This window comes from Delftia sp. ASV31 (assembly GCF_016428765.1).
Lineage (GTDB): Bacteria > Pseudomonadota > Gammaproteobacteria > Burkholderiales > Burkholderiaceae_C > Comamonas > Comamonas acidovorans.
In genome coordinates this window covers 1-25,809 of sequence record NZ_JAELTK010000063.1, presented here as the reverse complement: position 1 = coordinate 25,809, position 25,809 = coordinate 1, and the positions used below count along the sequence as shown (strand labels likewise).

The 25,809-nt window shown below is 64.6% G+C and carries 23 protein-coding genes and 1 pseudogene; 19 read left to right on the top strand and 5 right to left on the bottom strand.

All coding sequences use genetic code 11. The features are described from left to right. Window positions 1-7: 7 nt before the first annotated feature. Window positions 8-1,570 (top strand): glucose-6-phosphate isomerase, encoded by a 1,563-nt coding sequence (gene pgi / locus JHD82_RS20535; protein ID WP_199138465.1) that lies wholly within the window; start codon window positions 8-10, stop codon window positions 1,568-1,570. A gap of 35 nt (window positions 1,571-1,605) precedes the next feature. Here the strand turns inward: pgi and JHD82_RS20530 are convergent, their stop codons facing one another. After that, window positions 1,606-2,508 (bottom strand): SMP-30/gluconolactonase/LRE family protein, encoded by a 903-nt coding sequence (locus tag JHD82_RS20530; RefSeq protein ID WP_199138462.1) that lies wholly within the window; start codon window positions 2,506-2,508, stop codon window positions 1,606-1,608. 241 nt (window positions 2,509-2,749) lie between these two features. Between JHD82_RS20530 and JHD82_RS20525 the strand changes: the two genes are divergently transcribed. From JHD82_RS20525 to JHD82_RS20470, 12 genes are all read left to right on the top strand, one after another. Continuing rightward, window positions 2,750-4,060, top strand: a complete 1,311-nt coding sequence (locus JHD82_RS20525) for a sugar ABC transporter substrate-binding protein (protein WP_199138459.1) — start codon at window positions 2,750-2,752, stop codon at window positions 4,058-4,060. After that, complete coding sequence (locus tag JHD82_RS20520; protein ID WP_199138457.1) at window positions 4,057-4,950, top strand: carbohydrate ABC transporter permease; 894 nt, start codon at window positions 4,057-4,059, stop codon at window positions 4,948-4,950. The genes JHD82_RS20525 and JHD82_RS20520 overlap by 4 nt, the downstream gene beginning before the upstream one ends. A gap of 7 nt (window positions 4,951-4,957) precedes the next feature. Beyond that, window positions 4,958-5,776: a carbohydrate ABC transporter permease gene (locus JHD82_RS20515; RefSeq protein ID WP_199138455.1), complete on the top strand. Its 819-nt coding sequence runs from the start codon at window positions 4,958-4,960 to the stop codon at window positions 5,774-5,776. A gap of 45 nt (window positions 5,777-5,821) precedes the next feature. Next, the gene (locus JHD82_RS20510) at window positions 5,822-6,880 is read left to right on the top strand and encodes an ABC transporter ATP-binding protein (RefSeq protein ID WP_199138453.1); all 1,059 of its coding nucleotides are present in this window, start codon (window positions 5,822-5,824) and stop codon (window positions 6,878-6,880) included. A 64-nt stretch (window positions 6,881-6,944) separates the two neighbouring features. Then, window positions 6,945-8,369, top strand: coding sequence for a D-arabinitol 4-dehydrogenase (gene dalD / locus JHD82_RS20505; protein ID WP_199138452.1), 1,425 nt, complete (start codon window positions 6,945-6,947; stop codon window positions 8,367-8,369). A gap of 5 nt (window positions 8,370-8,374) precedes the next feature. Continuing rightward, complete coding sequence (locus JHD82_RS20500; protein WP_199138450.1) at window positions 8,375-9,319, top strand: carbohydrate kinase; 945 nt, start codon at window positions 8,375-8,377, stop codon at window positions 9,317-9,319. A gap of 54 nt (window positions 9,320-9,373) precedes the next feature. Further along, window positions 9,374-10,306: an AraC family transcriptional regulator gene (locus tag JHD82_RS20495; protein ID WP_016450966.1), complete on the top strand. Its 933-nt coding sequence runs from the start codon at window positions 9,374-9,376 to the stop codon at window positions 10,304-10,306. Between the two features lie 276 nt (window positions 10,307-10,582). Continuing rightward, entirely contained in the window at window positions 10,583-11,233 is a 651-nt protein-coding gene (locus JHD82_RS20490; protein WP_034397008.1) for a cytochrome c, read from the top strand. Between the two features lie 139 nt (window positions 11,234-11,372). Further along, window positions 11,373-13,556, top strand: a complete 2,184-nt coding sequence (locus JHD82_RS20485; RefSeq protein ID WP_199138447.1) for a cytochrome c biogenesis protein ResB — start codon at window positions 11,373-11,375, stop codon at window positions 13,554-13,556. Then, window positions 13,553-14,893, top strand: a complete 1,341-nt coding sequence (gene ccsB, locus JHD82_RS20480; protein ID WP_012207385.1) for a c-type cytochrome biogenesis protein CcsB — start codon at window positions 13,553-13,555, stop codon at window positions 14,891-14,893. Before JHD82_RS20485 ends, ccsB begins: the two co-directional genes overlap by 4 nt. Before the next feature lie 193 nt (window positions 14,894-15,086). Beyond that, on the top strand, window positions 15,087-16,067 hold the full coding sequence (gene msrP / locus JHD82_RS20475) for a protein-methionine-sulfoxide reductase catalytic subunit MsrP (RefSeq protein ID WP_199138445.1): 981 nt from the start codon (window positions 15,087-15,089) through the stop codon (window positions 16,065-16,067). Between the two features lie 13 nt (window positions 16,068-16,080). Continuing rightward, entirely contained in the window at window positions 16,081-16,701 is a 621-nt protein-coding gene (locus tag JHD82_RS20470) for a sulfite oxidase heme-binding subunit YedZ (RefSeq protein WP_199138476.1), read from the top strand. Here the strand turns inward: JHD82_RS20470 and JHD82_RS20465 are convergent. Next, window positions 16,698-17,525, bottom strand: a complete 828-nt coding sequence (locus JHD82_RS20465; RefSeq protein ID WP_012207382.1) for an MBL fold metallo-hydrolase — start codon at window positions 17,523-17,525, stop codon at window positions 16,698-16,700. The two genes, JHD82_RS20470 and JHD82_RS20465, sit on opposite strands and share 4 nt — an antisense overlap. Before the next feature lie 91 nt (window positions 17,526-17,616). Continuing rightward, a complete protein-coding gene (locus JHD82_RS20460) occupies window positions 17,617-17,898 on the bottom strand; it encodes a lipoprotein (RefSeq protein WP_080518227.1) in 282 nt (93 codons plus the stop codon). Between the two features lie 12 nt (window positions 17,899-17,910). Between JHD82_RS20460 and cyaY the strand changes: the two genes are divergently transcribed. After that, entirely contained in the window at window positions 17,911-18,249 is a 339-nt protein-coding gene (gene cyaY / locus JHD82_RS20455) for an iron donor protein CyaY (RefSeq protein WP_199138443.1), read from the top strand. 79 nt (window positions 18,250-18,328) lie between these two features. Here the strand turns inward: cyaY and JHD82_RS20450 are convergent, their stop codons facing one another. Further along, window positions 18,329-20,653 (bottom strand): penicillin-binding protein 1A, encoded by a 2,325-nt coding sequence (locus tag JHD82_RS20450; RefSeq protein WP_199138441.1) that lies wholly within the window; start codon window positions 20,651-20,653, stop codon window positions 18,329-18,331. Window positions 20,654-21,024: 371 nt separating this feature from the next. Between JHD82_RS20450 and JHD82_RS20445 the strand changes: the two genes are divergently transcribed. From JHD82_RS20445 to JHD82_RS20425, 5 genes and pseudogenes are all read left to right on the top strand, one after another. After that, window positions 21,025-22,104 (top strand): pilus assembly protein PilM, encoded by a 1,080-nt coding sequence (locus JHD82_RS20445; protein WP_034347621.1) that lies wholly within the window; start codon window positions 21,025-21,027, stop codon window positions 22,102-22,104. Continuing rightward, complete coding sequence (locus JHD82_RS20440; protein ID WP_199138439.1) at window positions 22,101-22,712, top strand: PilN domain-containing protein; 612 nt, start codon at window positions 22,101-22,103, stop codon at window positions 22,710-22,712. The genes JHD82_RS20445 and JHD82_RS20440 overlap by 4 nt, the downstream gene beginning before the upstream one ends. Next, window positions 22,712-23,389: a type 4a pilus biogenesis protein PilO gene (locus tag JHD82_RS20435; RefSeq protein WP_199138438.1), complete on the top strand. Its 678-nt coding sequence runs from the start codon at window positions 22,712-22,714 to the stop codon at window positions 23,387-23,389. Before JHD82_RS20440 ends, JHD82_RS20435 begins: the two co-directional genes overlap by 1 nt. Next, window positions 23,389-23,937, top strand: coding sequence for a pilus assembly protein PilP (locus JHD82_RS20430; protein ID WP_199138436.1), 549 nt, complete (start codon window positions 23,389-23,391; stop codon window positions 23,935-23,937). Before JHD82_RS20435 ends, JHD82_RS20430 begins: the two co-directional genes overlap by 1 nt. Next, window positions 23,934-25,643 (top strand): annotated as a pseudogene (locus tag JHD82_RS20425) (AMIN domain-containing protein); the annotation flags it as partial. The gene JHD82_RS20430 and the pseudogene JHD82_RS20425, both read left to right, overlap by 4 nt. On the opposite strand, the gene JHD82_RS20420 reads toward JHD82_RS20425, so the two are convergent. After that, on the bottom strand, window positions 25,626-25,809 hold a 184-nt coding region (locus JHD82_RS20420), incomplete at its 5' end, for a hypothetical protein (RefSeq protein WP_199138434.1). The pseudogene JHD82_RS20425 and the gene JHD82_RS20420 sit on opposite strands and share 18 nt — an antisense overlap.

Here is a 25,809-nt window from a genome sequence, read left to right as displayed (position 1 = left end):
TCATCCCATGCTGTCCGTCATTCCCCAGCCCCCGCGCTGCGACCATGCCGCTGTCTGGCCTGCGCTGCACCACCATGCCTTGGCCCTGCGCAAGGGCTTCGATCTGCGCCACGCCTTTGCCGATGATCCCGGCCGGTTCGCGCACTTCAGCCAGGAGGCGCCACACTGTTTTGCAGACCTGTCCAAGAACCTCTGGGATGCACCGGCCGAGGCGCTGCTGTTGCGTCTGGCGCGCGAGTGCGCAGTGGAGCAGCAGCGCGATGCCATGTTCGCGGGCGAGCACGTCAACGGCAGCGAGGGCCGTGCCGTGCTGCACGCGCTGCTGCGCTGCCCGCGCGGCGAGTCGCCGCCGGGCCTGGCATGGGCCCTGGCCCAGGTGCACGAAACGCTGGATGACATGCTGGCCTATGCCGAGCGCGTGAGGGCCGATGCCGGCATCACCGATGTGGTGTGCATGGGCATCGGCGGATCGGGCCTGGGGCCGCAGATGGCCGTGCAGGCGCTGCAGGGAATGTGCGATGCACGGCGGCGCATGCACTTCGTCTCCAACGTGGATGGGCATGAGCTGCAATCGGTGCTCGATGGGCTGCAGCCGCGCAGCACGCTGTTCATCGTGGCCTCCAAGGTCTTCAACACGCAGGAGACGCTGACCAATGCGCGCAGCGCGCTGCAATGGTTCCATGCGCAGGGCGGTGAAGATGTGGCGCGGCATTTCGTGGCGCTGACCACCAATGCCTCGGCGGCTGCGCAGATGGGCATCACCACCACTTTCGGCTTCTGGGACTGGGTGGGCGGGCGCTATTCGCTGTGGTCGGCGATCGGGCTGCCCGTGGCCCTCGCCGTGGGAGCAGCGGCATTCCGCGACCTGCTGGCCGGCGCGCATGCCATGGACCACCATTTCCGCACGGCACCGCTGCAGGCCAACCTGCCCGTGCGCCTGGGCCTGCTCGATGTCTGGAACCGCAATCTGCTGGGCTTTGCCAGCCGCTGCATTGCGCCCTACCACGCAGGCCTGCGGCGCCTGCCGGCCTATCTGCAGCAACTGGAGATGGAGAGCAATGGCAAGCGCGTGGACCGCCAGGGCCGGCCGCTGGCGCTGGGCTCAGCCCCCGTGCTCTGGGGCGAGCCTGGTACGGATGGGCAGCATGCCTTCTTCCAGATGCTGCACCAGGGGACGGACATCGTGCCGCTGGAGATCATCGCCGTGCAGCGGCCGTCGCACGGCCTGCAGGGCCACCATGAGCAACTGCTGGCCAACGCCCTGGCCCAGGCCCAGGCCTTGATGCAGGGGCGTTCCTGCGATGATGGCCATCGCCACTTCCCGGGCAACCGGCCCAGTACCTTCGTACTGCTGGATGCGCTCACGCCGGCGGCCCTGGGTGCGCTGATCGCCTTGCAGGAGCACCGCGTGTTCGTGGCGGGCGCGCTGTGGGGCCTCAACAGCTTCGACCAGTGGGGGGTGGAGCTGGGCAAGCTGCTGGCGCGCGACCTGCAGCAGCGCTTGGCCAGCGGGGATGTGGCGGAGCTCGATGCATCGACCGCAGGACTGCTGCAGCGCATGCGGGCCTGACGCCCCTGGCAACACGTTGCCGGGGCTGAGCACGCTCAGGCTTCGCGGAAGCTGTTCACCGGCAGGCCCGGCACATCGACACGGCACTCCATCAGCGCACCGGCAGGCACCTGCGCCGATCGCTCCGGATCGGGCCGGCCGTGTCCGGCCGAGGTGATGTACAGCGTGCGCAGGTCCTCCCCCCCAAAACAGACCATCGTGGGGCAGCGCACGGGCGTGTCCAGGCGCTGCAGCACATCGCCCTCGGGGCTCAGTTGCAGCACGCAGCCGCCTTCGTACATGGACACCCAGTAGTTGCCCCGGACGTCGACGCTGGCGCCGTCGGGGCGGCCGCCATAGAGCCTGCCCTCGGCCTTGGGGGCGAAGGCCTTCCACAGCGAGCGCGTGCCCAGCGTGCCGGATTCCAGGTCGAAGGCAAAGCGGTCTATGCGGTGGGCTGGCGTGTCTGCCCAGTACATCCAGGCGTCATCGGGGCTGAATGCCAAGCCGTTGGCCGTGGTGCAGTCGCCTGCCATGCGCTGAACGGCGTAGCCTCCGGCGCCGTCCGCGCGAAGGCACCACAGCGCGGCATCGGGCGCCGTCTTGGGCGAGAACAGTGACCCCGCCCACAGCCGCCCGGCGCGGTCGCAGCGCCCGTCGTTGAGCCGCAGCTGCTGCGGATCATGGTCCAGGCGGGCGATCATTTCGGTGTGTCCCGTGGCGGTGTCCAGCAGGCCGAAGCCATCGCGCAGCCCCACCACGATGCGGCCCCGGTCCGTGGGAGCGCAGCAGCCCGGTTCGCTGGGCGTGGCCCAGCTGCGGTGCAGGCCTGTGGCGGGCTCCCAGGAATGGATGTGCCGGTCCTGGATATCGCACCAGTAGAGCCGGTGTTCCTGCGGGTGCCAGAAGGGGGACTCGCCGAGTGCACTCGGTGGAACAGGGATGCGCTGCACGGCCATGGTCTGCCTCGGAGATGCGGATGAACGGAATTCTAGGAGGTCGGGACGCACCGCAGCAGCGGCAAATGGTTTGATGCATTGGCTAAGGGATATCACCGGCTTGGCTGCGCATAAAAGTATCGAAAGGCGCATCTGTCGTACCAGTCCGGGCACGAGGCCGTCGCCACAATGCCTCATCCGCAGCCGGGATGGGAGGCGCGGTGATCCAGCATTCGAAGACCAGGGAACAAGGAGACAAAAAATGCACAGCTTGCTCAAGGCCAGCCTCACATGGGCCATGGCCACTGCCGCAGCGGGCGCACTCGCCGGCACCGAACTCGTGATTGCCACCGTGAACAACGGCCACATGATCGAGATGCAAAAGCTCACCCCCTGGTTCGAGAAGGCCCACCCCGACATCACGCTCAAATGGGTGACGCTGGAAGAAGGCGTGCTGCGCCAGCGCGTGACCACCGACATCGCCACCAAGGGCGGCCAGTTCGACGTGATGACCGTGGGCATCTACGAGGTGCCGATCTGGTCGAAGAAGGGCTGGCTGCAGCCCATTGCCACCGATGCCGCCTATGACGCGGCCGATCTGCTGCCCACCATCCGCGAAGGCCTGTCCTACGAAGGCAAGCTCTATGCCTCGCCTTTCTATGGCGAAGGCTCCATGCTCATGTACCGCAAGGACCTGGCCGACAAGGCGGGTTTTCAGATGCCCGACAAGCCCACCTGGGAGCAGGTCCGGGAGTTCGCCTCCAAGGTCCACGATCCCAAGGCCGGGGTCTACGGCATCTGCCTGCGCGGCAAGCCGGGCTGGGGGGACAACATGGCCCTGATCACCACCATGGCCAATACCTTCGGCGGCCAATGGTTCGACATGCAGTGGAAGCCGCAGATCGACACACTCGCCTGGAAGAAGGCCGTGGGTTTCTATGTGGACCTGATGAAGGCCTATGGCCCCCCGGGCGCCTCGGCCAACAGCTTCAATGAGAACCTGGCGCTGTTCAACGAGGGCAAGTGCGGCGCCTGGGTGGATGCGAGCATCGCCGCATCCTTCGTCAGCGACCCCAAGCAATCCAAGGTGGCCGACAAGGTGGCCTATGCGGCTGCACCCGTGGCCAGCACGCCCAAGGGATCGACCTGGCTGTGGACCTGGAGCCTGGCCATTCCCTCCAGCTCGAAGAAGGCCGATGCGGCCCAGGTCTTCGTGAAGTGGGCCACCTCCAGGGAGTATGTGCAGTTGGTCGCGCAGGAGCACGGCTGGCGTGCCGTGCCCACAGGAACGCGCCAGTCCACCTATGCCAATGCCGAGTTCCAGAAGGTGGCGGGCTTTGCCGCAGCCGAGAAGCGGGCCATCGACAGCGTGAGCCTGACCGATGCGACCGAGCCCAAGTCGCCCTATGCCGGCGTGCAGTACGTCGCGATTCCAGAGTTCCAGGCCATTGGCATTGCCGTGGGCCAGCAGATGAGCGCCGCGCTGTCGGGCAAGGTCACGGTGGAGCAGGCGCTCAGTACCTCGCAGACGCTGGCCGAACGCGAGATGAGGAAAAGCGGCTACTACAAATGAGGGCCGATAGGACTCCCGACAGGGCGGCGTCCGCCAGGCGCCTGCTGCCCCGCGCCCTGATGGCGCCCGCCGTGGCCGTGCTGCTGTGCTGGATGCTCGTGCCCTTGTTGATGACGATTTATTTCTCGCTCGTCAACTACAACCTCATGCAGCCGGGCGAGCACCGCTTCGCCGGCTGGGACAACTACGCCTTCTTCATCACCGACCCGGACTTCCTGCCCGCCGTGTGGAACACGCTGAACTTCCTGGCCAGCGTGGTGCTGATCACCCTGGTGCTGGGCGTGCTGATCGCTTTGCTGATCAACGAGCCTTTTCCGGGGCGCGGCGTCGTGCGGGTGCTGCTGATCTCGCCGTTCTTCGTGATGCCCACGGTCAATGCGCTGCTGTGGAAACACATGATGATGAACCCGATCTATGGCGTGCTGGCCAGCCTGTGGAGGGCCGTCGGACTGCAGCCCGTGGACTGGCTCACCGAGATGCCGCTGCTGTCCGTCATCATCATGGTGTCCTGGCAATGGCTGCCCTTCGCCTGCCTGATCTTCATCACCTCGCTGCAGTCGCTGGACCGCGAGCAGATGGAGGCGGCGCGCATGGATGGCGCCAACGCCCTGCAGCGCTTTTACTACCTCACGCTGCCCCATCTGGCGCGGCCCATGGCGGTGGTGGTGATGATCGAGATGATCTTCCTGCTCAGCGTGTTCGCCGAGATCGCCATCACCACGGCGGGCGGGCCCGGCAACGAGAGCACCAACCTGACCTACCTGATCTACAAGCAGTCGCTGATGAACTTCGACGTGGGCGTGGCCTCGGCCGGTGCACTGTTTGCCGTGGTGCTGGCCAACATCGTCTCCCTCTTCCTGATCCGCATCGTCGGCAAGAGCCTGGACTGAGGACATGATGAAAACAAGTTCCTCCACCCTGGTGCGCGCCGCTGCGGCATGGGCCGTGGCACTGCTGCTGTTCTTTCCGCTGGCCTGGCTGTTCCTGACGGCCTTCAAGACGGAACTGCAAGCCATTGCCGTGCCGCCGCTGTTCGTGTTCGAGCCCACGCTGGCCAACTTCGGCGAAGTGCAGCAGCGCAGCGACTACCTGCTGTATGCGCGCAATTCGCTGATCACCAGCCTGGCCTCGACCCTGATCGGCCTGGCCATCGCCGTGCCTGCTGCCTACTCCATGGCGTTCTTCCGCAGCCGCCACACGCGCGACGTGCTCATGTGGATGCTCTCGACCAAGATGATGCCGGCCGTGGGGGCCCTGCTGCCCATCTATGTGCTGGCGCAAGGGGTGGGCTTGCTGGATTCGCTCACCGTGCTGGTCATCGTCTTCACGCTGTCCAACCTGCCCATCATGGTCTGGATGCTCTACAGCGCGCTCAAGGACATCCCCAACGAGATCCTGGAAGCGGCGCGCATGGATGGCGCAGGCCTGTGGGCCGAGTTCCGCCATGTGGTGCTGCCGCTGGCGGTGGGCGGCATTGCCTCCACCGGGCTGCTGTGCCTGGTGCTGAGCTGGAACGAGGCCTTCTGGTCGCTGAACCTGAGCAGCGCCCGGGCCGGAACGCTGGCCACGCTGATCGCCTCGTATGCCAGCCCCGAAGGGCTGTTCTGGGCCAAGCTCTCGGCCGCTTCGCTGATCGCCATCGCTCCCATCGTGGTGTTTGGCTGGTTCAGCCAGAAGCAACTGGTGCAGGGCATGACCTTTGGCGCCGTCAAGTAGCCGTCCGGCATCCATTTCGCGGCTTTGTGCTGCACAAGGAAAACCATGGCCTATCTGCAACTTCAGGACATACGCAAGCGCTTCGGAGAGGCGCAGATCATCCGCGGCGTGGACCTCGCCATCGAGCGCGGCGAATTCATCGTCTTCGTCGGGCCTTCGGGCTGCGGCAAGTCCACGCTGCTGCGCCTGATCGCCGGGCTGGAGAGCATCACTTCGGGGCAGCTGCTGCTCGACGGGCGCGACATCACGCATGCGCCATCGGGCGAGCGCGACCTGGCAATGGTGTTCCAGAGCTATGCGCTGTATCCGCACATGAGCGTGTACGACAACATGTCCTTCGCGCTGCGCCTGGCCGGCGTGCCGAAAGAGGAGATACGCCGAAAGGTCGGGCAGGCGGCCGAGACGCTCAACCTCACGCCCTATCTGGAACGCAAGCCGCGCGACCTGTCCGGGGGGCAGCGCCAGCGCGTGGCCATAGGCCGGGCCATCGTGCGTGCGCCCAAGGTGTTCCTGTTCGACGAGCCGCTGTCCAACCTCGATGCGGCGCTGCGCGGCAACACGCGGGTGGAAATCCACAAGCTGCACAAGGCGCTGGGCGCCACCACCATCTATGTCACCCATGACCAGGTCGAGGCCATGACCCTGGCCGACCGCGTGGTGGTGTTGCGCGATGGCTGCATCGAACAGGTGGGCGCACCCCTGGCGCTCTACGACCATCCGGCCAACCAGTTCGTTGCGCAGTTCATCGGCATGCCGTCGATGAACCTGATCGCCGCCGAGGCACTGCCCGTGTTCTCCGGGGCCACGCAGGGCCGCCTGCCCGCCGACGGCACGCTGGGCATACGCCCCGAGGCCTTGCGCGTGGCCAGAGCGCAGGTCGCAACCGATGCCGTTGCACAGAGACAGGTCATGGGCCGCGTGGACCTGATCGAGGCCTTGGGCGCCGACACGCTGATCCATGTCAGCGTGGGCGGGGCGCAGCTCATCGCGCGCCAGGCCGAGCGCACGCCACTGGCCGTGGGCGACGCGGTGTCCGTCGTGCTGGACACCGGGTGCGCACTGCACCTGTTCGACCGCCAGGGACGCACGCTGGCAGGCGCCTGAGCGCTTCGCTCCGAGAGGCTGCCCGGAGCAGTCATCCTTTCTTCCTCATCTCCCTCTGGTCACCATGAACGCGATTGTTCCGCATCTTTCCAGACCCACGGTGCTGCACCTGGGTCTGGGTTCCTTTCACCGTGCGCACCAGGCCGCTTATCAACAGCGGCTGATCGATGCAGGGGACACGCAATGGGAGCTGGTGGGGGCCAACCTGCGCTCCGACATGGCGCAGACGCTGGAGGCGTTGGCGCGCCAGGGAGGGGCTTACACACTGGAGACGATTGCGCCTGGCGGATCGGTGCGCTACCAACGCATCGAGGCCCTGCGCGAAGTGATCCCCCATGCGCCCGGGCTGGCCGCCGTGATTGCGCGCGGAGCCAGCCCCTGCACACGTGTCATCTCCCTCACAGTGACCGAGGCTGGCTACTACCTCGATGGCAGCGGCGTGCTGGACACCGGCAGCCCGGAGCTTGCGGCCGACATCGGCCGCATGCGCCAGGGGCAGGTCGGAGAGACGATCTATGGCGTGCTGTGCGCCATCCTGCAGTTGCGCCGCTGTGCACATGCCGGCCCGGTCACACTGCTGAGCTGCGACAACCTGCGCCACAACGGCGATCGCCTGCTGGCCGGCCTGCTGGCCTTCATGCAACTGGCGCAACTGCAGGAACTGGCCGAGTGGGCAGGGCACAACATCAGCTGCCCGAATGCCATGGTCGACCGCATCACCCCGCGCCCGCCGCCGGAGCTGCGCGAGCGCGTGCAGGCCGCGACGGGCTGGGACGATGCGGCCGCCGTGACGGCCGAAAGCTTTTCACAGTGGGTGATAGAGGACCGCTTCGTCGCAGGCCGCCCATCCTGGGAGCGCGTGGGCGTGGAGATGGTGCCTTCCGTGGCCCCCTACGAGGAGGCCAAGATCCGCATCCTCAACGCCAGCCACAGCTGCATTGCCTGGGCCGGCACGCTGGCGGGCCTGCGCTTCATCCACGAAGGCAGTGCCGTGCCGGCGATACGCCAGATGGCATGGGACTATGTGACTCAGGACGTTATTCCCTGCCTTGCAACACCCGGCAAGGCATCGGCCCTGGACCTGCCGGCCTACCGCGACACCGTGCTGGAACGCTTCGGCAACCCTGCGATACGCGACACCAACCAGCGCGTGGCGGCCGACGGCTTTGCCAAGATCCCGGGCTTCATCGCGCCCACGGTGCGCGAGCGCATCGCGCAGGGCGCGTCCATGGATGCCGTGGCCATGCTGCCGGCGCTGTTCCTGGTTTTTCTGCAGCGCTGGCACCATGACACACTGCCCTATGCCTACCAGGATCAGGCCATGGACTCCGCAGTGGCACACGCCATCTGCGCCGCCGCCGACCCTGTGGCCGCGCTGTGTGCCGAAGTGCCCTTGTGGGGTGAGGCTGCGGGCCATCCGCATCTGGTGGAGGCTGTCCGCCGTGCCACAGACCGTGTCCATGCTTTTGTCCAACAGGCAGCGAGGTAGAACGCATGCGCATAGCCATCGCGGGCGAAGCCCTGATCGATTTCACCGCCACGGGCGGCCTGGCCTTCCAGGGCCATGAAGGAGGCGCGCCCGCCAACTGCGCCGTGGCCGCCGCGCGGCTCGGGCAGGCCACGGGCTTTGTCTCGCAACTGTCGCGCGATCTCTTCGGCGAGCGCCTTTTCGCGCACCTGCAGGGCAACGGCGTGGACATGCGCCTGGTACAGCGCTGCGATGCGCCCAGCACGCTGGCCTTTGTCGAGCATGCGCAAGGCACCAACCGCTATGCCTTCTATACGCAGGCAACGGCGGACACGCTGTGGGCACCTGCCCAGCTGCCCGAGTTGCCGCCCGAATGCCGCTATCTGCAGTTCGGCTCCATCGCATTGCTGCACAGCCCTGCCGGGCCGCGCATCCTGGACCTGGTGGCGGCTGAGCGCGGACGGCGCATCATCGTGTTCGACCCGAACGTGCGGCCCACGCTGATCCGCGATGCCCAGGCCTTCCGGCGCGACTGCCTGGGCTGGCTGGCCCAGGCAGACCTGGTCAAGCTCAGCGATGAGGACCTGGCCTTTATCGCGCCCGGCGTTCCGGCGCTGGAGGCCGCCGCGCGCTGGCTGGCGCTGGGTCCCCGGGCCGTGGTGCTCACGCGCGGAGCGGCCGGCGCGACCTTGCTGCGTGCAGGACAGGCGCCTTTGTCGGTGCAGCCGCCGGCCGTGCAACTGGTGGATACCATCGGCGCGGGCGACACCTTTGGCGCGGCGCTGTCGGTTGCGCTGCTGGAGCAGGGAGTCGAGCAGCCGGGCCAGTTGCAGGAGCTGCCCGAAAGCGCGTGGCGCCAGGTGCTGCGCTTTGCCGCAACGGCCGCAGCGCTCAACTGCACGCGCGCCGGTGCCCAGCCGCCCCGGCGCGCGGAACTCGATGCCGCGCTGGCAGCCCATTGCGGTGGATAGCCGCCGCTGGTGATACTGTTTGCCCATGGCCTCTCCAGAAACCTTCACGCCGCCATGACCAGCCCGCGCCGCCGCACACCCCGCCAGCGTCACCCTGAACTGGAGCGCGATTTCGTGCGGACGCCCGCGCTGGGCTATGAGGATATGGAGGGCAGCGGCCTGGTGCGCTGCCTGGCACATGGTTTCCCAAGCCCCCTGGTGCGCTGGCATTTCCATGAGGAGTACGAGCTGCACCTCATCACCGACACCTCGGGCCGCGCCTTCGTGGGAGACTGGATTGGGCCCTTCGAGCCCGGCCACCTCGTGCTGTGCGGCCCGCGCCTGCCGCACAACTGGATCTCGTTCGATGCGCCCGATGGGGGCTCGCCTGCACGCGATTACGTGATTCTTTTCAACCACGACCCCATCGCCCGTGCGGCCGAGCAGATCCCGGAGATGCGCGAGGTGCTTCAACTGCTGGACCGTGCGCGCCATGGCATCGAGTTCTTCGGCTTGGCGCAGACGGCGCGCGCGCACTGGGATGCGGTCAGGAGTGCGCGCGGAATGCGCCGCTTCACGGCCTTTTGCGCGCTGCTGTCCGATCTGGCCGAGTGCACCGATTACCGGCTGCTGTCAGCCGTGCAGATGCAGGGCGCCCAGGGCGAGGCTCAGGTGGATCAGATCAACGAGGTGGTCAACCGCATCATGGCGCGCGTGAGCGAGCCGCTGAGCCTGGCCGACGTGGCGGCCGAGCTGGGCATGAGCGAGAGCCGCTTCAGCCGCTTCTTCCGCCGGGCCACGGGCAACAGCTTCACCGACTTCGTCAGCCGGGTACGCATCAACAGCGCATGCCACCTGCTCATGCAGACCGACAGCTTCATCGCCGACATCTGCTACCAGGTGGGCTTCAACAACGTGGCCAACTTCAACAGGCGCTTCCTGGAGATCAAGGGCATGACGCCCTCGGAGTTCCGCCGCCAGGCGGACAGCCGCTTCGGCGCGGGTTGACGCGACGGGGAAGCGGAATCTGGCGCGCAAGGGTGTGGTATTGCGCGCCACATGGGTAGAGCCCTTATTGCCGCGCTGGCACAGATCGATATGCTGGGCTGCGAAAAACATATGTTCAGCACCGAATCCGTGGCCAGTTTGTGACCACGATCAAGGAATATGTTTTCCTCTGTGCGCAGGGGCGAAACCAGGGTTCCTGACGATATCAATCACAGGGGACCCCATTGTAGAATCCGCCGAATTTTGCGCTTTCAACAACAGAACCACGCCCTCGATATGAAGTTGCTTGCCTCTTTGCTGACGGCTGCCATTCTTGCTGCAGCCCCCGCCTTTCCCGCTTTCTCCGCTGGCGAGGCACCTGCTGCCTCGGCACAGCCGAAGGCGGCCAAGGCCGACCTGGCGAAGGGCGAGGCCAGCTACACCGCCGTCTGCGCGGCATGCCATGCGGCCGACGGCAATTCCACCATCCCGCTGCAGCCCAAGCTGGCCGGCCAGCATCCCGAGTACCTGGTCAAGCAGTTGCTGGAGTTCAAGGGCGACAAGCGCAAGGACCCCGTGATGAAGGGCTTTGCCAGCATGCTCAGCGAGCCTGACATGAAGAACATCGCCGCCTGGCTGCACACGCAAAAGCCCAAGGACGGCTTTGCCAAGGACAAGGACCTGGTGGCCATGGGCGAGCGCATCTACCGCGGCGGCATCCAGGAGCGCAACATTGCTGCCTGCGCGGGCTGCCACAGCCCCAACGGCGCCGGCATTCCAGCCCAGTACCCGCGCCTGGCGGGCCAGCATGCCGACTACACCACGACCCAGCTCACGGCCTTCCGTGACGGCAAGCGCGGCAATAGCATTCAGATGACGCAGGTTGCTGCCAAGCTTAACGATCGCGAAATCAAGGCCGTGGCAGACTACATCGCTGGCCTGCGTTGATGCGATCCCGGGGCCGACGCGGTTCCCAGGGTAATCACCGGGAACCTATTGCTTTATAGACACCCCAAGCCAGGCGGGTCCATCGCATGAATGCAGATGGTCCCGCTTTTTTCATTCGGGTTTTGGCTTTTCGTTCTTCATGTCAGACAACTCTTCCGGTGCCGCTCTTGCTCCCTCCCGCCCGCAGGCCGCGCGCGCGACCCTGGAGCTGCTGGCATCGATGCGCTTCGCGATCTCGCTGCTGACGGTCATCTGCATTGCCTCGGTGATCGGCACCGTGCTCAAGCAGCATGAGCCGGTGGGCAACTACGTCAACCAGTTCGGGCCTTTCTGGGCCCAGCTGTTCCTCGCGCTCAAGCTCAATGCGGTCTACAGCGCCTGGTGGTTCCTTCTGATCCTGGCCTTTCTGGTGATCAGCACCTCGCTGTGCGTGGCCCGCCATGCGCCCAAGTACCTGGCCGATCTGCGCAGCTACAAGGAAAACGTTCGCGAACAAAGCCTCAAGGCATTCGGCCACCGTGCGCAGAACGTGGTGCCCGGCAGCACCGAAGAGGCTGCCAGGCGCCTGGGCCAGCAACTGGTGTCGGGCGGCTGGAAGGTGCGGCTGCAGCAGCGCGACACGGCGGCCGGTCCCGGCACCGGCTGGATGCTGGCTGCCAAGGCGGGCGCGGCCCACAAGCTGGGCTATATCGCGGCCCACAGCGCCATCGTGCTGATCTGCCTGGGCGGGCTGTTCGATGGCGACCTCATCGTGCGCGCGCAGATGTGGCTGGGAGGCAAAACACCTTATACCGGCGGTGGCCTGATCTCCGAGGTGTCCGAGCAGCACCGGCTGAGCGAGCGCAACCCCACCTTCCGAGGCAACCTGCTGGTGACCGAGGGCGGCACGGCAGGCACGGCCATCCTGTCGCAGTCCGACGGCGTGTTGCTGCAGGAGCTGCCCTTTGCGGTGGAACTCAAGAAATTCATCGTGGAGTACTACTCCACGGGCATGCCCAAGCTGTTTGCCAGCGAGGTCGTCATCCACGACAAGGCCACGGGCGAGAAGCTGGAAAAGCGCATTGAGGTCAACCACCCGGCCAGCTACCGTGGCATCGAGATCTACCAGTCCAGCTTTGACGATGGCGGCTCGTCGGTGAAGCTGCGCGCCGTGCCGCTGGAGGCGGGAGCCAAGCCCTTTGATGTCGAGGGCGTGATCGGCGGATCGGACCAGTTCGTGCGCAAGCTCCCGGACGGCAAGGACGAGACAGTGACGCTGGAGTTTGCCGAACTGCGCACCATCAACGTGGAGAACTTCGGCGGTGGCGGCGGGGCCAATGGCAGCGGCACCGATGTGCGCAAGGTGGACCTGAAGCAGGCCATCGACGAGCGCCTGGGCGCGGCCCACAAGACCGTGACCAAGAAGGAGCTGCGCAACATCGGCCCCAGCATCCGCTACAAGCTGCGCGATGCCTCGGGCCAGGCGCGCGAGTTCCAGAACTACATGCTGCCCGTGGACACGGGCGACGGCCAGCGCGTGTTCCTGCTGGGCGTGCGCGACAACCAGGCCGATGCCATGCGCTACCTGCGCATTCCCGCCGATCCCGAAAGCGAGATGGACACCTTCCTGCGCCTGCGCAGCGCGCTGCAGGACCCCCGGCTGCGCGAGCAGGCTGCCAAGGCCTATGTGGCCAAGGCCATCGACGCCTCGCGCGCCGAACTCAGTGGCGCGCTGGCGCAGTCGGCCACCAAGGCGCTGGAATTGTTCGCGGGCCAGACCGACAAGAAGGGGCCGGACGGCAAGCCGCTGGGCGGGCTGCAGGCCATCTCGGACTTCATGGAAAGCAATGTGCCTGCGGCCGAGCGCGAACGCGCGGGCGAGGTGCTGGTGCGCATTCTCAACGGCGTGCTGTTCGAGCTGGCCCAGATCGTGCGCACGCAGGCGGGCCAGGCGCCCCTGGAGCCCAGCGAGCAGACGCAGTCCTTCATGACCCAGGCCGTGTTCTCGCTCAGCGATGCGCAGTTCTACCCCATGCCCATGGTCTTCATGCTGCAGGACTTCAAGCAGGTGCAGGCCAGCGTCTTCCAGGTGGCGCGCGCCCCGGGCAAGAACGTGGTGTATCTGGGCTGCCTGTTCCTCATCATCGGCGTGTTCTGCATGCTGTACGTGCGTGACCGCCGCCTCTGGATCTGGCTCACGCCCCGCGATGGGGTAAGCCATGCCGAAATGGCCTTGTCCACGAATCGCAAGACACTCGATGGTGATAGAGAATTCGCCATGCTGGCCGGCAAGCTGATAGGCGCCGAGCCCATCCACAAGAAATCCCCCGGAGGTTCCGCATGAACACCGCCACTACCACGACGACTTTGACGCTCAACGAGGGCTTCTTCGCCCGCCGCAACTGGTTCGACTGGGTGTTCGCGGCCCTGGTGGCGGCGGGACTGCTGTATGCGCTGCAGCGCTATGGCGAGTACATGGATGTCTACGAAAAGTGCATCCTGGTCGGCACCATTCCCTCGGCCATCTGGCTGGGCTGGTTCTGGCGCCCGCTGCGCGGGCTGATGCTGGTGGTGGCCGGGCTGTCGCTGCTGGCCATCGGGCTCTACCAGGGGCCTGAAGGGGCGCAACTGGCGCGATCGGACACGGTGTTCGGCCTCAAGTACTTCCTGTCCAGCCAGTCGGCCATCCTCTGGATGAGCATGGTGTTCTTCATGAGCACCGTCTTCTACTGGATCGGCATGTTTGCGCGGGGCGAGGGCACGGCGCTGTCGCTGCTGGGCTCGCGCCTGGCCTGGCTGGCCGTGACGCTGGCGCTGGTCGGCACCATGGTGCGCTGGTACGAGAGCTACCTGATCGGCCCCGATGTGGGCCACATCCCGGTCAGCAATCTCTATGAAGTGTTCGTCATGTTCTGCTGGATGACGGCGCTTTTCTATCTCTATTACGAACAGCACTACGACACGCGCGCCCTGGGCGGCTTCGTGATGCTGGTGGTCAGCGCGGCCGTGGGCTTTTTGCTGTGGTACACGCTGGTGCGCGAGGCGCACGAGATCCAGCCGCTGGTGCCGGCTCTGAAGAGCTGGTGGATGAAGCTGCATGTGCCGGCCAACTTCATCGGCTACGGCACCTTTGCGCTGGCAGCCATGGTCTCCTTTGCCTACCTGATCAAGCAGCAGGCCACGGAGACCCGCTGGTACAAGCTCGCGCCGCTGTGGATGCTGGGTGTGGTGCTGTGTTTCGAGCCCATCGTCTTCCGCCAGGGCGCGACCCAGAACGGCGGCAGCTACTGGATGGTCTACTTCGGCATCTCGGCGCTGATCGTGGCCGGCATCCTGCTGGCGCGCAAGCGCATCGCCGAGCGCCTGCCCAGCTTCGAGCTGCTGGACGATGTGATGTACAAGTCCATCGCCGTGGGCTTTGCCTTCTTCACCATCGCCACCGTGCTGGGCGCGCTGTGGGCGGCCGAGGCCTGGGGCGGCTACTGGAGCTGGGACCCCAAGGAAACCTGGGCGCTGATCGTCTGGCTCAACTACGCGGCCTGGCTGCACATGCGCCTGGTCAAGGGCCTGCGCGGCACGGTGTCCGCCTGGTGGGCGCTGGGTGGACTGGCCATCACCACCTTCGCCTTCCTGGGGGTGAACATGTTCCTGTCGGGACTGCACAGCTACGGCGAGCTGTGATCCGCTGCTGATTCGGACCGCCGCCGAACAAAGGGCTGCATGCGCCGGCGCGCATGCAGCCCTTTTTGTATCCGGCACTTTTTCATGGTAGTTGAGGCTGGGGCGTAGCATGGAACTTGCGCGGGCCTGCAAGGCTCCCAATCGTCATGCCGCCCGGCGCCCCCTGCCGCAGCAGGCACTTTCGGAGATTCCCATGCTGATCCGCTCCCACGACAACGGCTTCCAACACCCGCAAGGCAGCGAGATCACGCCCCGGGCAAGCTACCTCAAGCGCCGTGCCTGGCTGCAGTACCTGGCCGCAGGCTCGGCGGGCGCGGCATTGCCCGGCTGGGCGGCGGGCGTGCAGCGCCCCGGCAAGCTGGCGGCGCTGGCCTCCGTGCCTTCCCAGGTAGCGGGCGCAAACACCATGGACCGTGTCACGGCCTATGCCGATGTATCCCAGTACAACAACTTCTATGAATTCGGGCTGGACAAGGACGATCCCACCAAGAACGCCCACACGCTCAAGACCCACCCCTGGACGGTGAAGATCGAGGGCCTGGTCCAGCAGCCGCAGACGCTGGACCTGGATGCGCTGCTCAAGCTCGCGCCACAGGAAGAGCGCATCTACCGGCTGCGCTGCGTGGAGGGCTGGTCCATGGTGATTCCCTGGGTGGGCTATTCCCTGGCCGAGCTGCTGCGCAAGGTGCAGCCGCTGGGCAGTGCCAAGTACGTGGAATTCGTGACCCTGGCCGACAAGGCGCAGATGCCGGGCCTGCGCAGCGGCGTGCTGGACTGGCCTTACACCGAGGGGCTGCGCCTTGATGAAGCCATGCACCCGCTGACGCTGCTGGCCTTTGGCATGTATGGCGAGGTGCTGCCCAACCAGAATGGCGCGCCCGTGCGGCTGGTCGTGCCGTGGAAGTACGGCTTCAAGAGCGCCAAGAGCATCGTCGCCATCCGCCTGACCGACAAGGAGCCGGGCACGGCCTGGAACAAGGCGGCGCGCAACGAGTACGGCTTTTATTCCAATGTGAACCCCGACGTGCCGCACCCGCGCTGGAGCCAGGCCACGGAGCGGCGCATTGGCGAAGACGGCCTGTTCGCCAAGAAGCGCAAGACGCTGCTGTTCAACGGCTACGAAGCCCAGGTGGGCCAGCTCTACGCCGGCATGGACCTCAAGAAGTTCTATTGATGTGGCCCATGCAATGACGGCGGTGCAGCGTCTTTTGCTGCACCGGACGGCCAAGCCCCTGGTGTTTCTTGCGTGCCTGCTGCCGTTTGCGTGGCTTCTGGCTGGAGCCATTCTGAACACGCTTGGCGCCAATCCGGCCGAGGCCTTGCTGCGCTCCACCGGCGACTGGACCTTGCGCTTTCTGTGCGTGGTGCTGGCCGTGACACCGCTGCGCCAGGCGCTGGGACTGACGGCACTGGCGCGCTTCAGGCGCATGCTGGGTCTGTATGTGTTCTTCTACGCGCTGCTGCACCTGCTGTGCTATGCATGGTTCGACATGGGGCTGGACTGGGGCGAGATCGTGCTCGACATCCCGAAGCGCCCATTCATCCTGGTGGGCTTTGCGGCGCTGCTCTTGCTGACTGCTCTGGCGGCGACTTCACCGCACCGTGTCATGCTCGCCATGGGCGGCAGGCGCTGGCAGTGGCTGCACCGCTGTATCTATGCGGTCGCGCCGCTGGCCCTGTTGCATTTCTTCTGGATGCGCGCAGGCAAGAACAACTTTGCCGAGGTCGGCGTGTACGCCGCCATTCTTGCGCTGCTGCTGGCCTGGCGCGTGGTCCATGCACTGCGCCGCCGGCGCGCCAGGCGCTAGCCGGCCACGGCGCGCAGGGCAGGGCGCAGCTGGCGGGTCACGGGGTCGATGTCCGCCATGGGCAACTGGTAGTTGCGCTGGTCGAACAGGTCGATGCCGCACTGCAGTCCTTCGAGCCAGTTGAACAGGTCGGCAATCGCCTTGGCGCCCATGATGGGCGCGCCGTGCTGGGGCACGATCATGTCGATGGGCAGTTGGCGCGCCATCTGCACCCACAGCCGCAGGATCTTGTTGGAGACCATGTATCGGCGGTGAAAGCCTTCCATGCGGGCGATGTGCGGCACGAGGTCGGTCACGGGCACCTGCGCCTCGATGCCGTTCATCAGGGACACGCCGAGGTCGCCCGTGAAGAGGATGCGGCTGACCGGGTCGTAGAAGTGGAAGTTGCCTTCGGCATGCAGGAAGTGGGCGGGCAGCAGGTGCAGTTCATGGCGGCCCAGCGGCAGCCGGCCACCGGCGTCCGGCACGCCGATCACGCGGTTTTCGGTCTTGCCGACCTTGGTGAAGTGGGGCGCGAAGCGCTCCCAGATGCGCGAGATCACCAGTTGTGCCTTGGTGCTGGTCATCCAGCGGTCCAGCGAGGCAATGATGTCGGGATCGGCGTGGGAAGCGATCAGATAGGACAGCTTGTGCGGCGCGAAATGCCGCGACATGCCCATGAACAGCTCGTTGAATGCGAGATTGCCGCCCGGGTCGATGATGGCGCCCGTGTCGTCATCGACGATGAGGAACTGATTGGCCTGTATGGCCTGTCCATCTTCCTCGATGAGGTCGGTGAACATCAGGCAGGCGTGGTTTTTGTCTCGGTAGAGCTCTACGGGCATGGCGGGTTGTCGAGGGACAAGAGAAAGTCACTCTAAGCGCCATGCCTGGCAGCGGTGTTGATGTGCATCAAGCCGCAGCGCGGCTGCCGACTCAGTCGGCCTGCTGCTTGCGGGAGTCCGTGGTGCCGGTGGGTGTCGAGCTTTCCTCGACGGCGGCACTTGACGGGCCTGCGGGCAAGGTGGTGGGTGCAGGCGCGGGCGTTGCACGCTCGGCCGGGCTGGAAATGCCCAGGGTCTGCGGCAGTGTGGCGCGGTGGCTGGCCGCAGGCGAGCTGGGCAGAAACAGCGGGCCTTTCTGGCCGCAGGCGGCCAGGGACGCCGCACAGGCGCCAAGGGCAATGCACCTGACTAGAATTTGCGAGGCTTTCAACATAAGCGAATTGTAATGACCGACCAAGAATTTCTGGACCTTGCCGAACGACTGCTGCTGGCGGTGGAGCAAGACTGCGATCGCATCAACGATGAAACCGATGCCGACCTCGATGCCCAGCGCGTGGGTGGCATGGTGACCCTGGTCTTTGCCAACCGCAGCCAGATCGTGATCAACCAACAAAAACCATTGCACGAGATCTGGCTGGCGGCCAAGGCCGGCGGCTTTCACTACCGCTACGACGCGGCGCAGGGCGCCTGGCTCGATACCAAGGGCGCGGGTGAGTTCTTCGCCAACCTGAGCCGCTACGCCACCGAGCAGTCGGGCCTGGCGCTGAAGTTCTCGGCACGCTGATCCGCCGTTATCGGCAGGCTCCATGAAGAAAGCCCGGCATGGCCGGGCTTTCTTGCGTGGTGAACCGCTTGTGTGGCGGTCAGTTGCGGAAGAGGTCGAGGATGCGGTTGCGCTCCTCGGTGGCGGGCGGAGGCGTGGCGCCTGCAGCGCCGGCCGTGGAGGCGCTGTCCATGCCCAGGCTGCTGACGCCGCCGTTGCGCGCGTTTTCCTCGTAGTACCACTCGCCGCCCATGTTCACGACGCCAGGGGGCACAGGCATCTCTGCCACAGGCACGCCCTTGAGGGCATGCTGCATGAAGCCGATCCAGATGGGCAGGCTCAGGCCGCCACCCGTCTCGCGGCTGCCCAGGTTGCGCGGCGTGTCGTAGCCGATCCAGGACACGGCGGCCAGCGTGGGCTGGAAGCCTGCGAACCAGGCATCCACCGAGTCGTTGGTCGTGCCCGTCTTGCCGTACAGGTCGGGACGCTTGAGCGTGGACTGCGCGCGTGCTGCCGTGCCCACGCGCGCCACGTCCTGCAGCAGGCTGTCCATGATGAAGGCGTTGCGCGCGTCGATGGCCTGGGGCAATTCCTGCACCGGGGGCGGCGTGAATTCGGACAGGATCCGGCCCTTGTGATCGGTGACACGGGCAATCAGCCAGGGGTTGACGCGGTGGCCGCCATTGGCGAACACGGAGTAGCCGGCTGCCAACTGCAGCGGCGTGACCGCTCCGGCACCCAGCGCCATGGTCAGGTAGGCCGGATGCTTGGCGGCGTCAAAGCCGAAGCGCGTGACCCACTCTTGGCCCTGCTTGGGTCCCACGGCCTGCAGCAGGCGGATGGAGATCATGTTCTTGGATTTGTTCAAGCCCGTGCGCATGGTCATCGGCCCGTCGTAGCGGCTGTCGTAGTTCTTGGGCTCCCATGGCTGGCCACCCGTCACGCCGGCGCTGAAGAACAGCGGCGCGTCATTGATCATGGTGGAAGGCGAGAAGCCTTTTTCCAGTGCCGCAGAGTAGATGAAGGGCTTGAAGGCCGAGCCGGGCTGGCGCCAGGCCTGGGTCACGTGGTTGAACTTGTTCTTCTGGAAGTCGAAGCCGCCGATCAGGGCGCGCAAGGCGCCTGTCTGGGGGACCAGGGCCACGAAGGCGCCTTCCACCTCGGGCAGCTGCGTGATTTCCCAGGTGTTCTTGGGCGTCTTGACCACGCGGATCACGGCGCCGGGACGGATCTTGATGTTGGGCGGTGCCTTGGGGTTCAGGCCCGATTCGGCGGGCTTGAGGCCTTCGCCCGTGATCTCGATCTGTTCGCCGTCGGCGCGTGCTGCCAGGATCTTGCGCGGATTGGCATCCAGCACCACGGCGGCGAGCACATCACCGTTGTCCGGGTGGTTGGCCAGGGTGTCGTCGATGGCGTCTTCACGGTCCTCGGCGTCGGCCGGCAGGGCCACGAACTTTTCGGGTCCGCGGTACTTCTGGCGGCGCTCGTAGTCCATGATGCCGCGGCGCAGCGAGGCGTAGGCGGCTTCCTGTTCGCCGGCATTGATGGTGGTGTAGACGTTCAGGCCGCGCGTATAGGCTTCGTTGCCGTACTGGGCAAAGATCAGCTGGCGTGCCATCTCGGCCACGTATTCGGCATGCACGCGGGTGTTGAAGGAGCCTGTGCGGATCTTCAGCGGCTCGGCCTTGGCTTCAGTGGCCTGGGCCGTCGTGATGAAGCCGTTTTCCTCCATGCGCTCGATGATGTAGAGCTGGCGCGAGCGGGCGCGCTTGGGGTTGCTGATCGGGTTGTAGGCCGAGGGTGCCTTTGGCAGGCCTGCCAGCATGGCCGCCTCGGCCACCGTGATGTCCTTCAGTGGCTTGCCGAAATAGGCTTCACAGGCAGCAGCAAAGCCATAGGCCCGATTTCCCAGATAAATCTGGTTCATGTAGATCTCGAGAATCTGGTTTTTGCTCAACAGATGCTCTAGCTTGAAAGTCAGTAAGACTTCGTAAATTTTGCGTGTAAAGGTTTTCTCGGAAGACAGATAGACGTTGCGCGCCACCTGCATGGTGATAGTCGATGCGCCCTGGCTTTTCACGCGGCCCAGATTGGCCAGCGCGGCGCGGGCCATTCCCTTGTAGTCCACGCCGCCATGCTCGAAAAAGCGCGTGTCTTCAATGGCCAGCACGGCGTCGGTCATCACCTTGGGGATGTCCTGGATGGGGGTCAGCGTGCGCCGCTCCTCGCCGAATTCACCCAGCAGGGCGCCTTCGCTGGAGTACACGCGCAGCGGCAGCTTGGGCCGGTAGTCGGCCAGCTCGGAGACGTCGGGCAGGTTGGGATAGGCCATGGCCAGGGCCACAGCCACGGTCAGCATCAAGGCCAGCGCGCCGGCGACGGCGATGCCCGCCAGCCATAGCAAGGCCTTGGGAAACCAGTGCATGGGCTTGGATGGGGCGGAGCGAGGCTTTGCAGCCTGGGGTTCTCGGGAGTCTGAAGACGGCATGTCGCAGGGAGTGCTGAGGAGTGGCGCATTATAAAAATGCGTGCCCCAGGAGGACGGTAGGAGACGGCTGCACACGGTTGCCAGCATGGCCGCAAGCCACGCATCCTAAGCCAGGCGTGCAGGCCGACATGCAAGCAGGGGTGCATTCATGTCGCATTTGATGGCCCGCAATAATGTCTGTTTTTGACCACTAGCGCCTAGCGTGCTCCGGCTGGCATGGTGAGTTGCGCGCAGTCTTGCTGATAGCATTCAACCTATATGTGAAGGTTTGTTGCGTTCTTTACATACACAAGAAGAGGGAGGGCAAGTTGATTGCTATGGGATCCTTATTCAGTCGCCAGCCCGCACCTTTGCTAGGCATCGACATCAGTTCTTCGAGCGCCAAGCTCGTTGAGTTGTCTCGTGCCAAGTCGGGCGAACTGTTGCTGGAGCGCTGTGCCATCGAACCGCTGGAGCGGGGATGGATCACGGACGGCAACATCGAAAAGTTCGATGAAGTGGCAGAGGCTGTACGGCGACTGGTCAAAAAAAGCGGCACGCGGACCAAGAACGTGGCCATGGCCTTGCCGGCCTCGGCCGTGATCACCAAGAAGATTTCGCTGCCGGACGGCATGAGCGAGCAGGAATTGGAGGTCCAGGTCGAATCCGAGGCCAATCAGTACATTCCTTTCTCGCTCGATGAAGTGAGTCTGGACTTCTGTGTCATAGGCCCGTCATCGAATTCACCCGGCGACGTGGACGTGCTCATTGCCGCATCGCGCCGCGAGAAGGTGCAGGACCGCCAGGGCTTGGCCGAGGCGGCCGGCCTCAAGCCCATGGTCATCGACATCGAGCCCCACGCCTCCCGCATGGCGGCTGCACGGCTGATCGAGCGCCTGCCCAATCAGGGAAACAACGCCCTTGTGGCCTTGTTCGAGTTGGGCGCCATGACGACCAGCATGCAGATCCTGCGCGACGACGAGGTGCTGTATGACCGGGACCAGGCCTTTGGCGGCGCACAGCTGACGCAACTGATCGCGCGCCAATATGGTTTCTCGCTCGAAGAGGCCGAGTCCAAGAAGCGCAGCGGCGAACTTCCGGAGGACTACGCGTCCGCCGTGCTCAAGCCCTTTGTGCAAAGCATGACGCAGGAAGTGTCGCGCGCACTGCAGTTCTTTTTCACCAGTACGCCCCACAACCGCATAGACCACATCCTGCTGGCAGGCGGCTCGGCCCCACTTTCCGGCCTGTCCGAGGCCATCACGCAGCAAACGGGTTTTGCCTGCAGCCTTGCCAATCCCTTTGATGGAATGGAAGTCGGCAGCGGCGTACGCCTCAAGCGCATGTCGCGCGAGGCCCCCGCCTACCTGACCGCCTGCGGACTGGCCATGCGGAGGTTTGTGTCGTGATTCTGATCAATCTGCTTCCGCACAGAGAAGCAACACGAAAGCGCCGCAAGGAAGCATTCCAGGCCACCATGGTCCTGTCGGCCCTGGTGGGGCTTTTGATCATTGGCGCGGTCTACTGGTGGTACCAGATGATGATCGAGGCCCAGCAGGCCAAAAACAGCATGCTGCGTGCCCAGATCACCGTGCTGGAGTCCCAGATCAAGGAGATCGCCGGGCTGGAGGATGAAATCACGGCACTTCGCGCACGCCAGAAGGCCGTGGAGGATCTGCAGTCCGACCGCAATCTTCCGGTGCACATGCTCAACGAGCTGGTGGCGCAGTTGCCCGATGGCGTCTACATCACCAGCATCAGGCAGGATGGTCTGGCCGTGACCATGCAGGGTACGGCGCAGTCCAATGAGCGGGTTTCCGAAATGCTGCGCAATCTGTCCGAAGGAACGCCCTGGATCTCCAAGCCTGATCTGGTGGAGATCGTGGCCAGGACGGTCAATGTCACGCCCAAGGACCAGCGCCGCGCTGCTGCGTTCAATCTGCGCTTTCAACTGACGCGCGCCAGTGTGGCGGAAAAGAGCCTTTCGACGCCGGCCAACCCAGGAAAGCCCCAGTGATGGCCAAGAAGAAAAGGAAAGACATCGACTTCTCCGCACTGCAGGAGAACATCCAGCGCCAGTTTCGTGGTCTGGATCCCAATGACCCGTCGCGGTGGCCTGTGCTGCCCCGGACGCTGTTGTGCGTGGCCATCGCGCTGGCTGTGGCTGCCGTGCTTTGGTATGTGCTGATCAAGGACTACGAAGACACCCTGGAGCAGGAGCGCAATACCGAGGTCACGCTGCGGCAGGACTTCAGCCAGAAGCTGTCCAAGGCCGTCAGCCTGGATGGCCTGAAGAAGCAGCGTGAACAGGTGCAGCAGTATGTGACGCAGCTGGAAAAGCAATTGCCCAGCAAGGCGGAAATGGCAGCCCTGCTCTCGGACATCAATCAGGCCGGCCTGGGCCGCAGCCTGCAGTTTGAAACCTTCCGGCCCGGTGCGATGGTGGTCAAGGAGTACTACGCCGAACTGCCCATTGCGTTGAAGGTCACGGGCCGCTTTCATGACATCGGATCCTTTGCGTCCGACGTGGCCTACCTGTCGCGCATCGTGACCTTGAACAATCTCTCGATCGTCCCCGTGGGCAAGGAAGGCAGCGAAGTCTTGAGCATGGAGGCGACGGCACGGACCTTCCGCTACCTGGATGCCGACGAGGTGCAGGCGCAACGCGCGGCTGCAGGGAAGGGCAAGAAATAATGAGACACATGCGTTTCAGCGGCTGGCTCACGCTGGCAGCCTGCTTGGCCGTCTCAGGCTGCTCTTCTTCTGATCAGGAGGAGCTGCAGACTTGGATGGCCCAGGAAAGAGCCAATGCCAGGCCCCGTATCAAGCCTTTGGAAGAGCCCAAGACCTTCACACCCCAGGCCTATCTTGGTTCTGATGGCATGGATCCCTTCAATCCCATGAAGCTGATGCAGGTGCTGCGCAGGGAGTCTGCACAGACTAGCGCCAATACCACCCTGATTGCTTCCGAACTCAATCGCCGCAAGGAACCGCTGGAGGCCGAGCCTTTGGATGCAATGACCATGGTCGGCAGTCTGGACAAAAAAGGCGTGCCTACGGCGCTTGTCAGGGTGGGGGCCTTGCTCTACCAGGTTCGGGCAGGAAATTACCTGGGGCAGAACTACGGCAAGGTTACCCGGATCACGGAGACTTCCATCCAGTTGCGGGAAATCGTCCAGGACGGCAGCGGTGACTGGATAGAGAGAAATAGCACACTGGAGTTGCAGGAGGGAAGAAAATGATGGGCACACATCGAAGCATATTGCACAAGGCTCGCTGGGGAATCGCCGTAGGCGGTTGGCTGCTGGGCTCCTTGGCATGGGCGCAGTCCGCGATAGAGTCGGTCTCCGGCTCGATTCAAGGAGGCACTGAGGTGGTGCGCATCGAGCTTTCCGAAGCGCTGGCTGCGGACCCGACCGGATTTGCAATCCAGTCGCCTGCACGAATCGCACTGGATTTCCCTGGCGCCACCAATGCCACGGGTAAATCGATGGTCGAGCTCAACCAGGGCAACCTGCGCTCCATCAATATCGTGGAGGCATCCGGCCGCTCCCGCCTGGTGCTGAATCTGAAGTCTGCTACGTCCTACCGCACTGAGCGCCAAGGCAAGGCACTGCTGATCCTGTTGGATCCGGTGGCAACGTCTGCCACAGTAAAGCCTTCTACGCAGCAGGGCGTGTTTGAAGCCAAGACAGCTGTTGGCAGTGATGTCCAGCCCATTCGGGATGTTGATTTCCGCCGCGGCAGTGACGGCTCGGGCCGTATCGTCGTGGGTCTGAGCAATAGCCAGGTTGGCGTGGATCTGCGCCGCGAAGGCAAGGAACTGGTGGTCGATTTCCTGCGCTCCTCTTTGCCTGAAGGGCTGCGGCGCAAGCTGGATGTTGGGGATTTCGGAACGCCGGTGCAGACAATCTCTTCGGTGCAGCAGGGTGAGTCGGTCCGCATGCGCATCGCTCCCGTTGGCGACTGGGAGCACAGCGCCTACCAAAGCGACAGCCAGTTTGTGATCGAGGTCCGCCAGAAAAAGGTGGATGTGAGCAAGCTCACGCAGGGTCCTGGCTACAGCGGCGAAAAGCTTTCTCTGAACTTCCAGAACATTGAAGTACGCTCTTTGCTGCAGGTGATCGCTGATTTCACGAACTTCAATATCGTGACCTCGGACACGGTTTCTGGTGCGTTGACCCTGCGTCTCAAGGACGTTCCCTGGGATCAGGCGCTGCAGATCATTATGGATGCCAAGGGCCTGGGTATGCGCAAGTCCGGCTCGGTACTTTGGATTGCGCCCAAGGATGAGATTGATGCGCGTACCAAGCGCGACTATGAAGCGGCGATGGAAATCCAGAAACTGGAGCCGCTGCGCACCCAGGGCTTTCAGCTGAACTATGCGAAGGCGGCCGATATTCTGTTGCAAATCACGACGAACACCAGTGGTGCGGGTGTTGGTGGAACTGCCACGAGATTTCTGTCCGAGCGTGGTTCTGCAATCTCCGAGCCTCGAACCAACCAACTCTTTGTGACGGACACCCCTGCCAAGCTTGAGGCCATGAAGGCATTGCTGGCGACGCTGGATGTGCCAGTGCGGCAAGTGCTCATTGAAGCGCGTATTGTGGAGGCCCGTGACACATTTGGGCGTGCACTTGGTGTTCGACTCGGCGGCGGGGACTTGCGCGCCCAGCGCGGCGGCGATGGCGGCTACAGTATTGGCGGTGACAATCGCGTTGCCTTTGGCACAGGATTTGATAACGCGAATGCCGCTGCAGGTGCAGGAGGTACTGTTAATACTTCTGGTAGCTTTGTGAATCTTCCTGCATCCGTTTCGGGTGTTTCGGGATCTGGTACGTTTGCTATGTCCATTTTCAATGCGGCAGCCAATCGTTTTCTTACGTTGGAACTCTCGGCAATGGAAGCGGATGGTCAAGGCAAGATAATTTCAAGCCTGTCTCTTATACACATCTGACGCTGCCGACGAAATGCGAACAAAAAAGGTTGTGGGGGGGGGGGGGGGGGGGGGGGGGGGGGGGGGGGGGGGGGGGGGGGGGGGGGGGGGGGGGGGGGGGGGGGGGGGGGGGGGGGGGGGGGGGGGGGGGGGGGGGGGGGGGGGGGGGGGGGGGGGG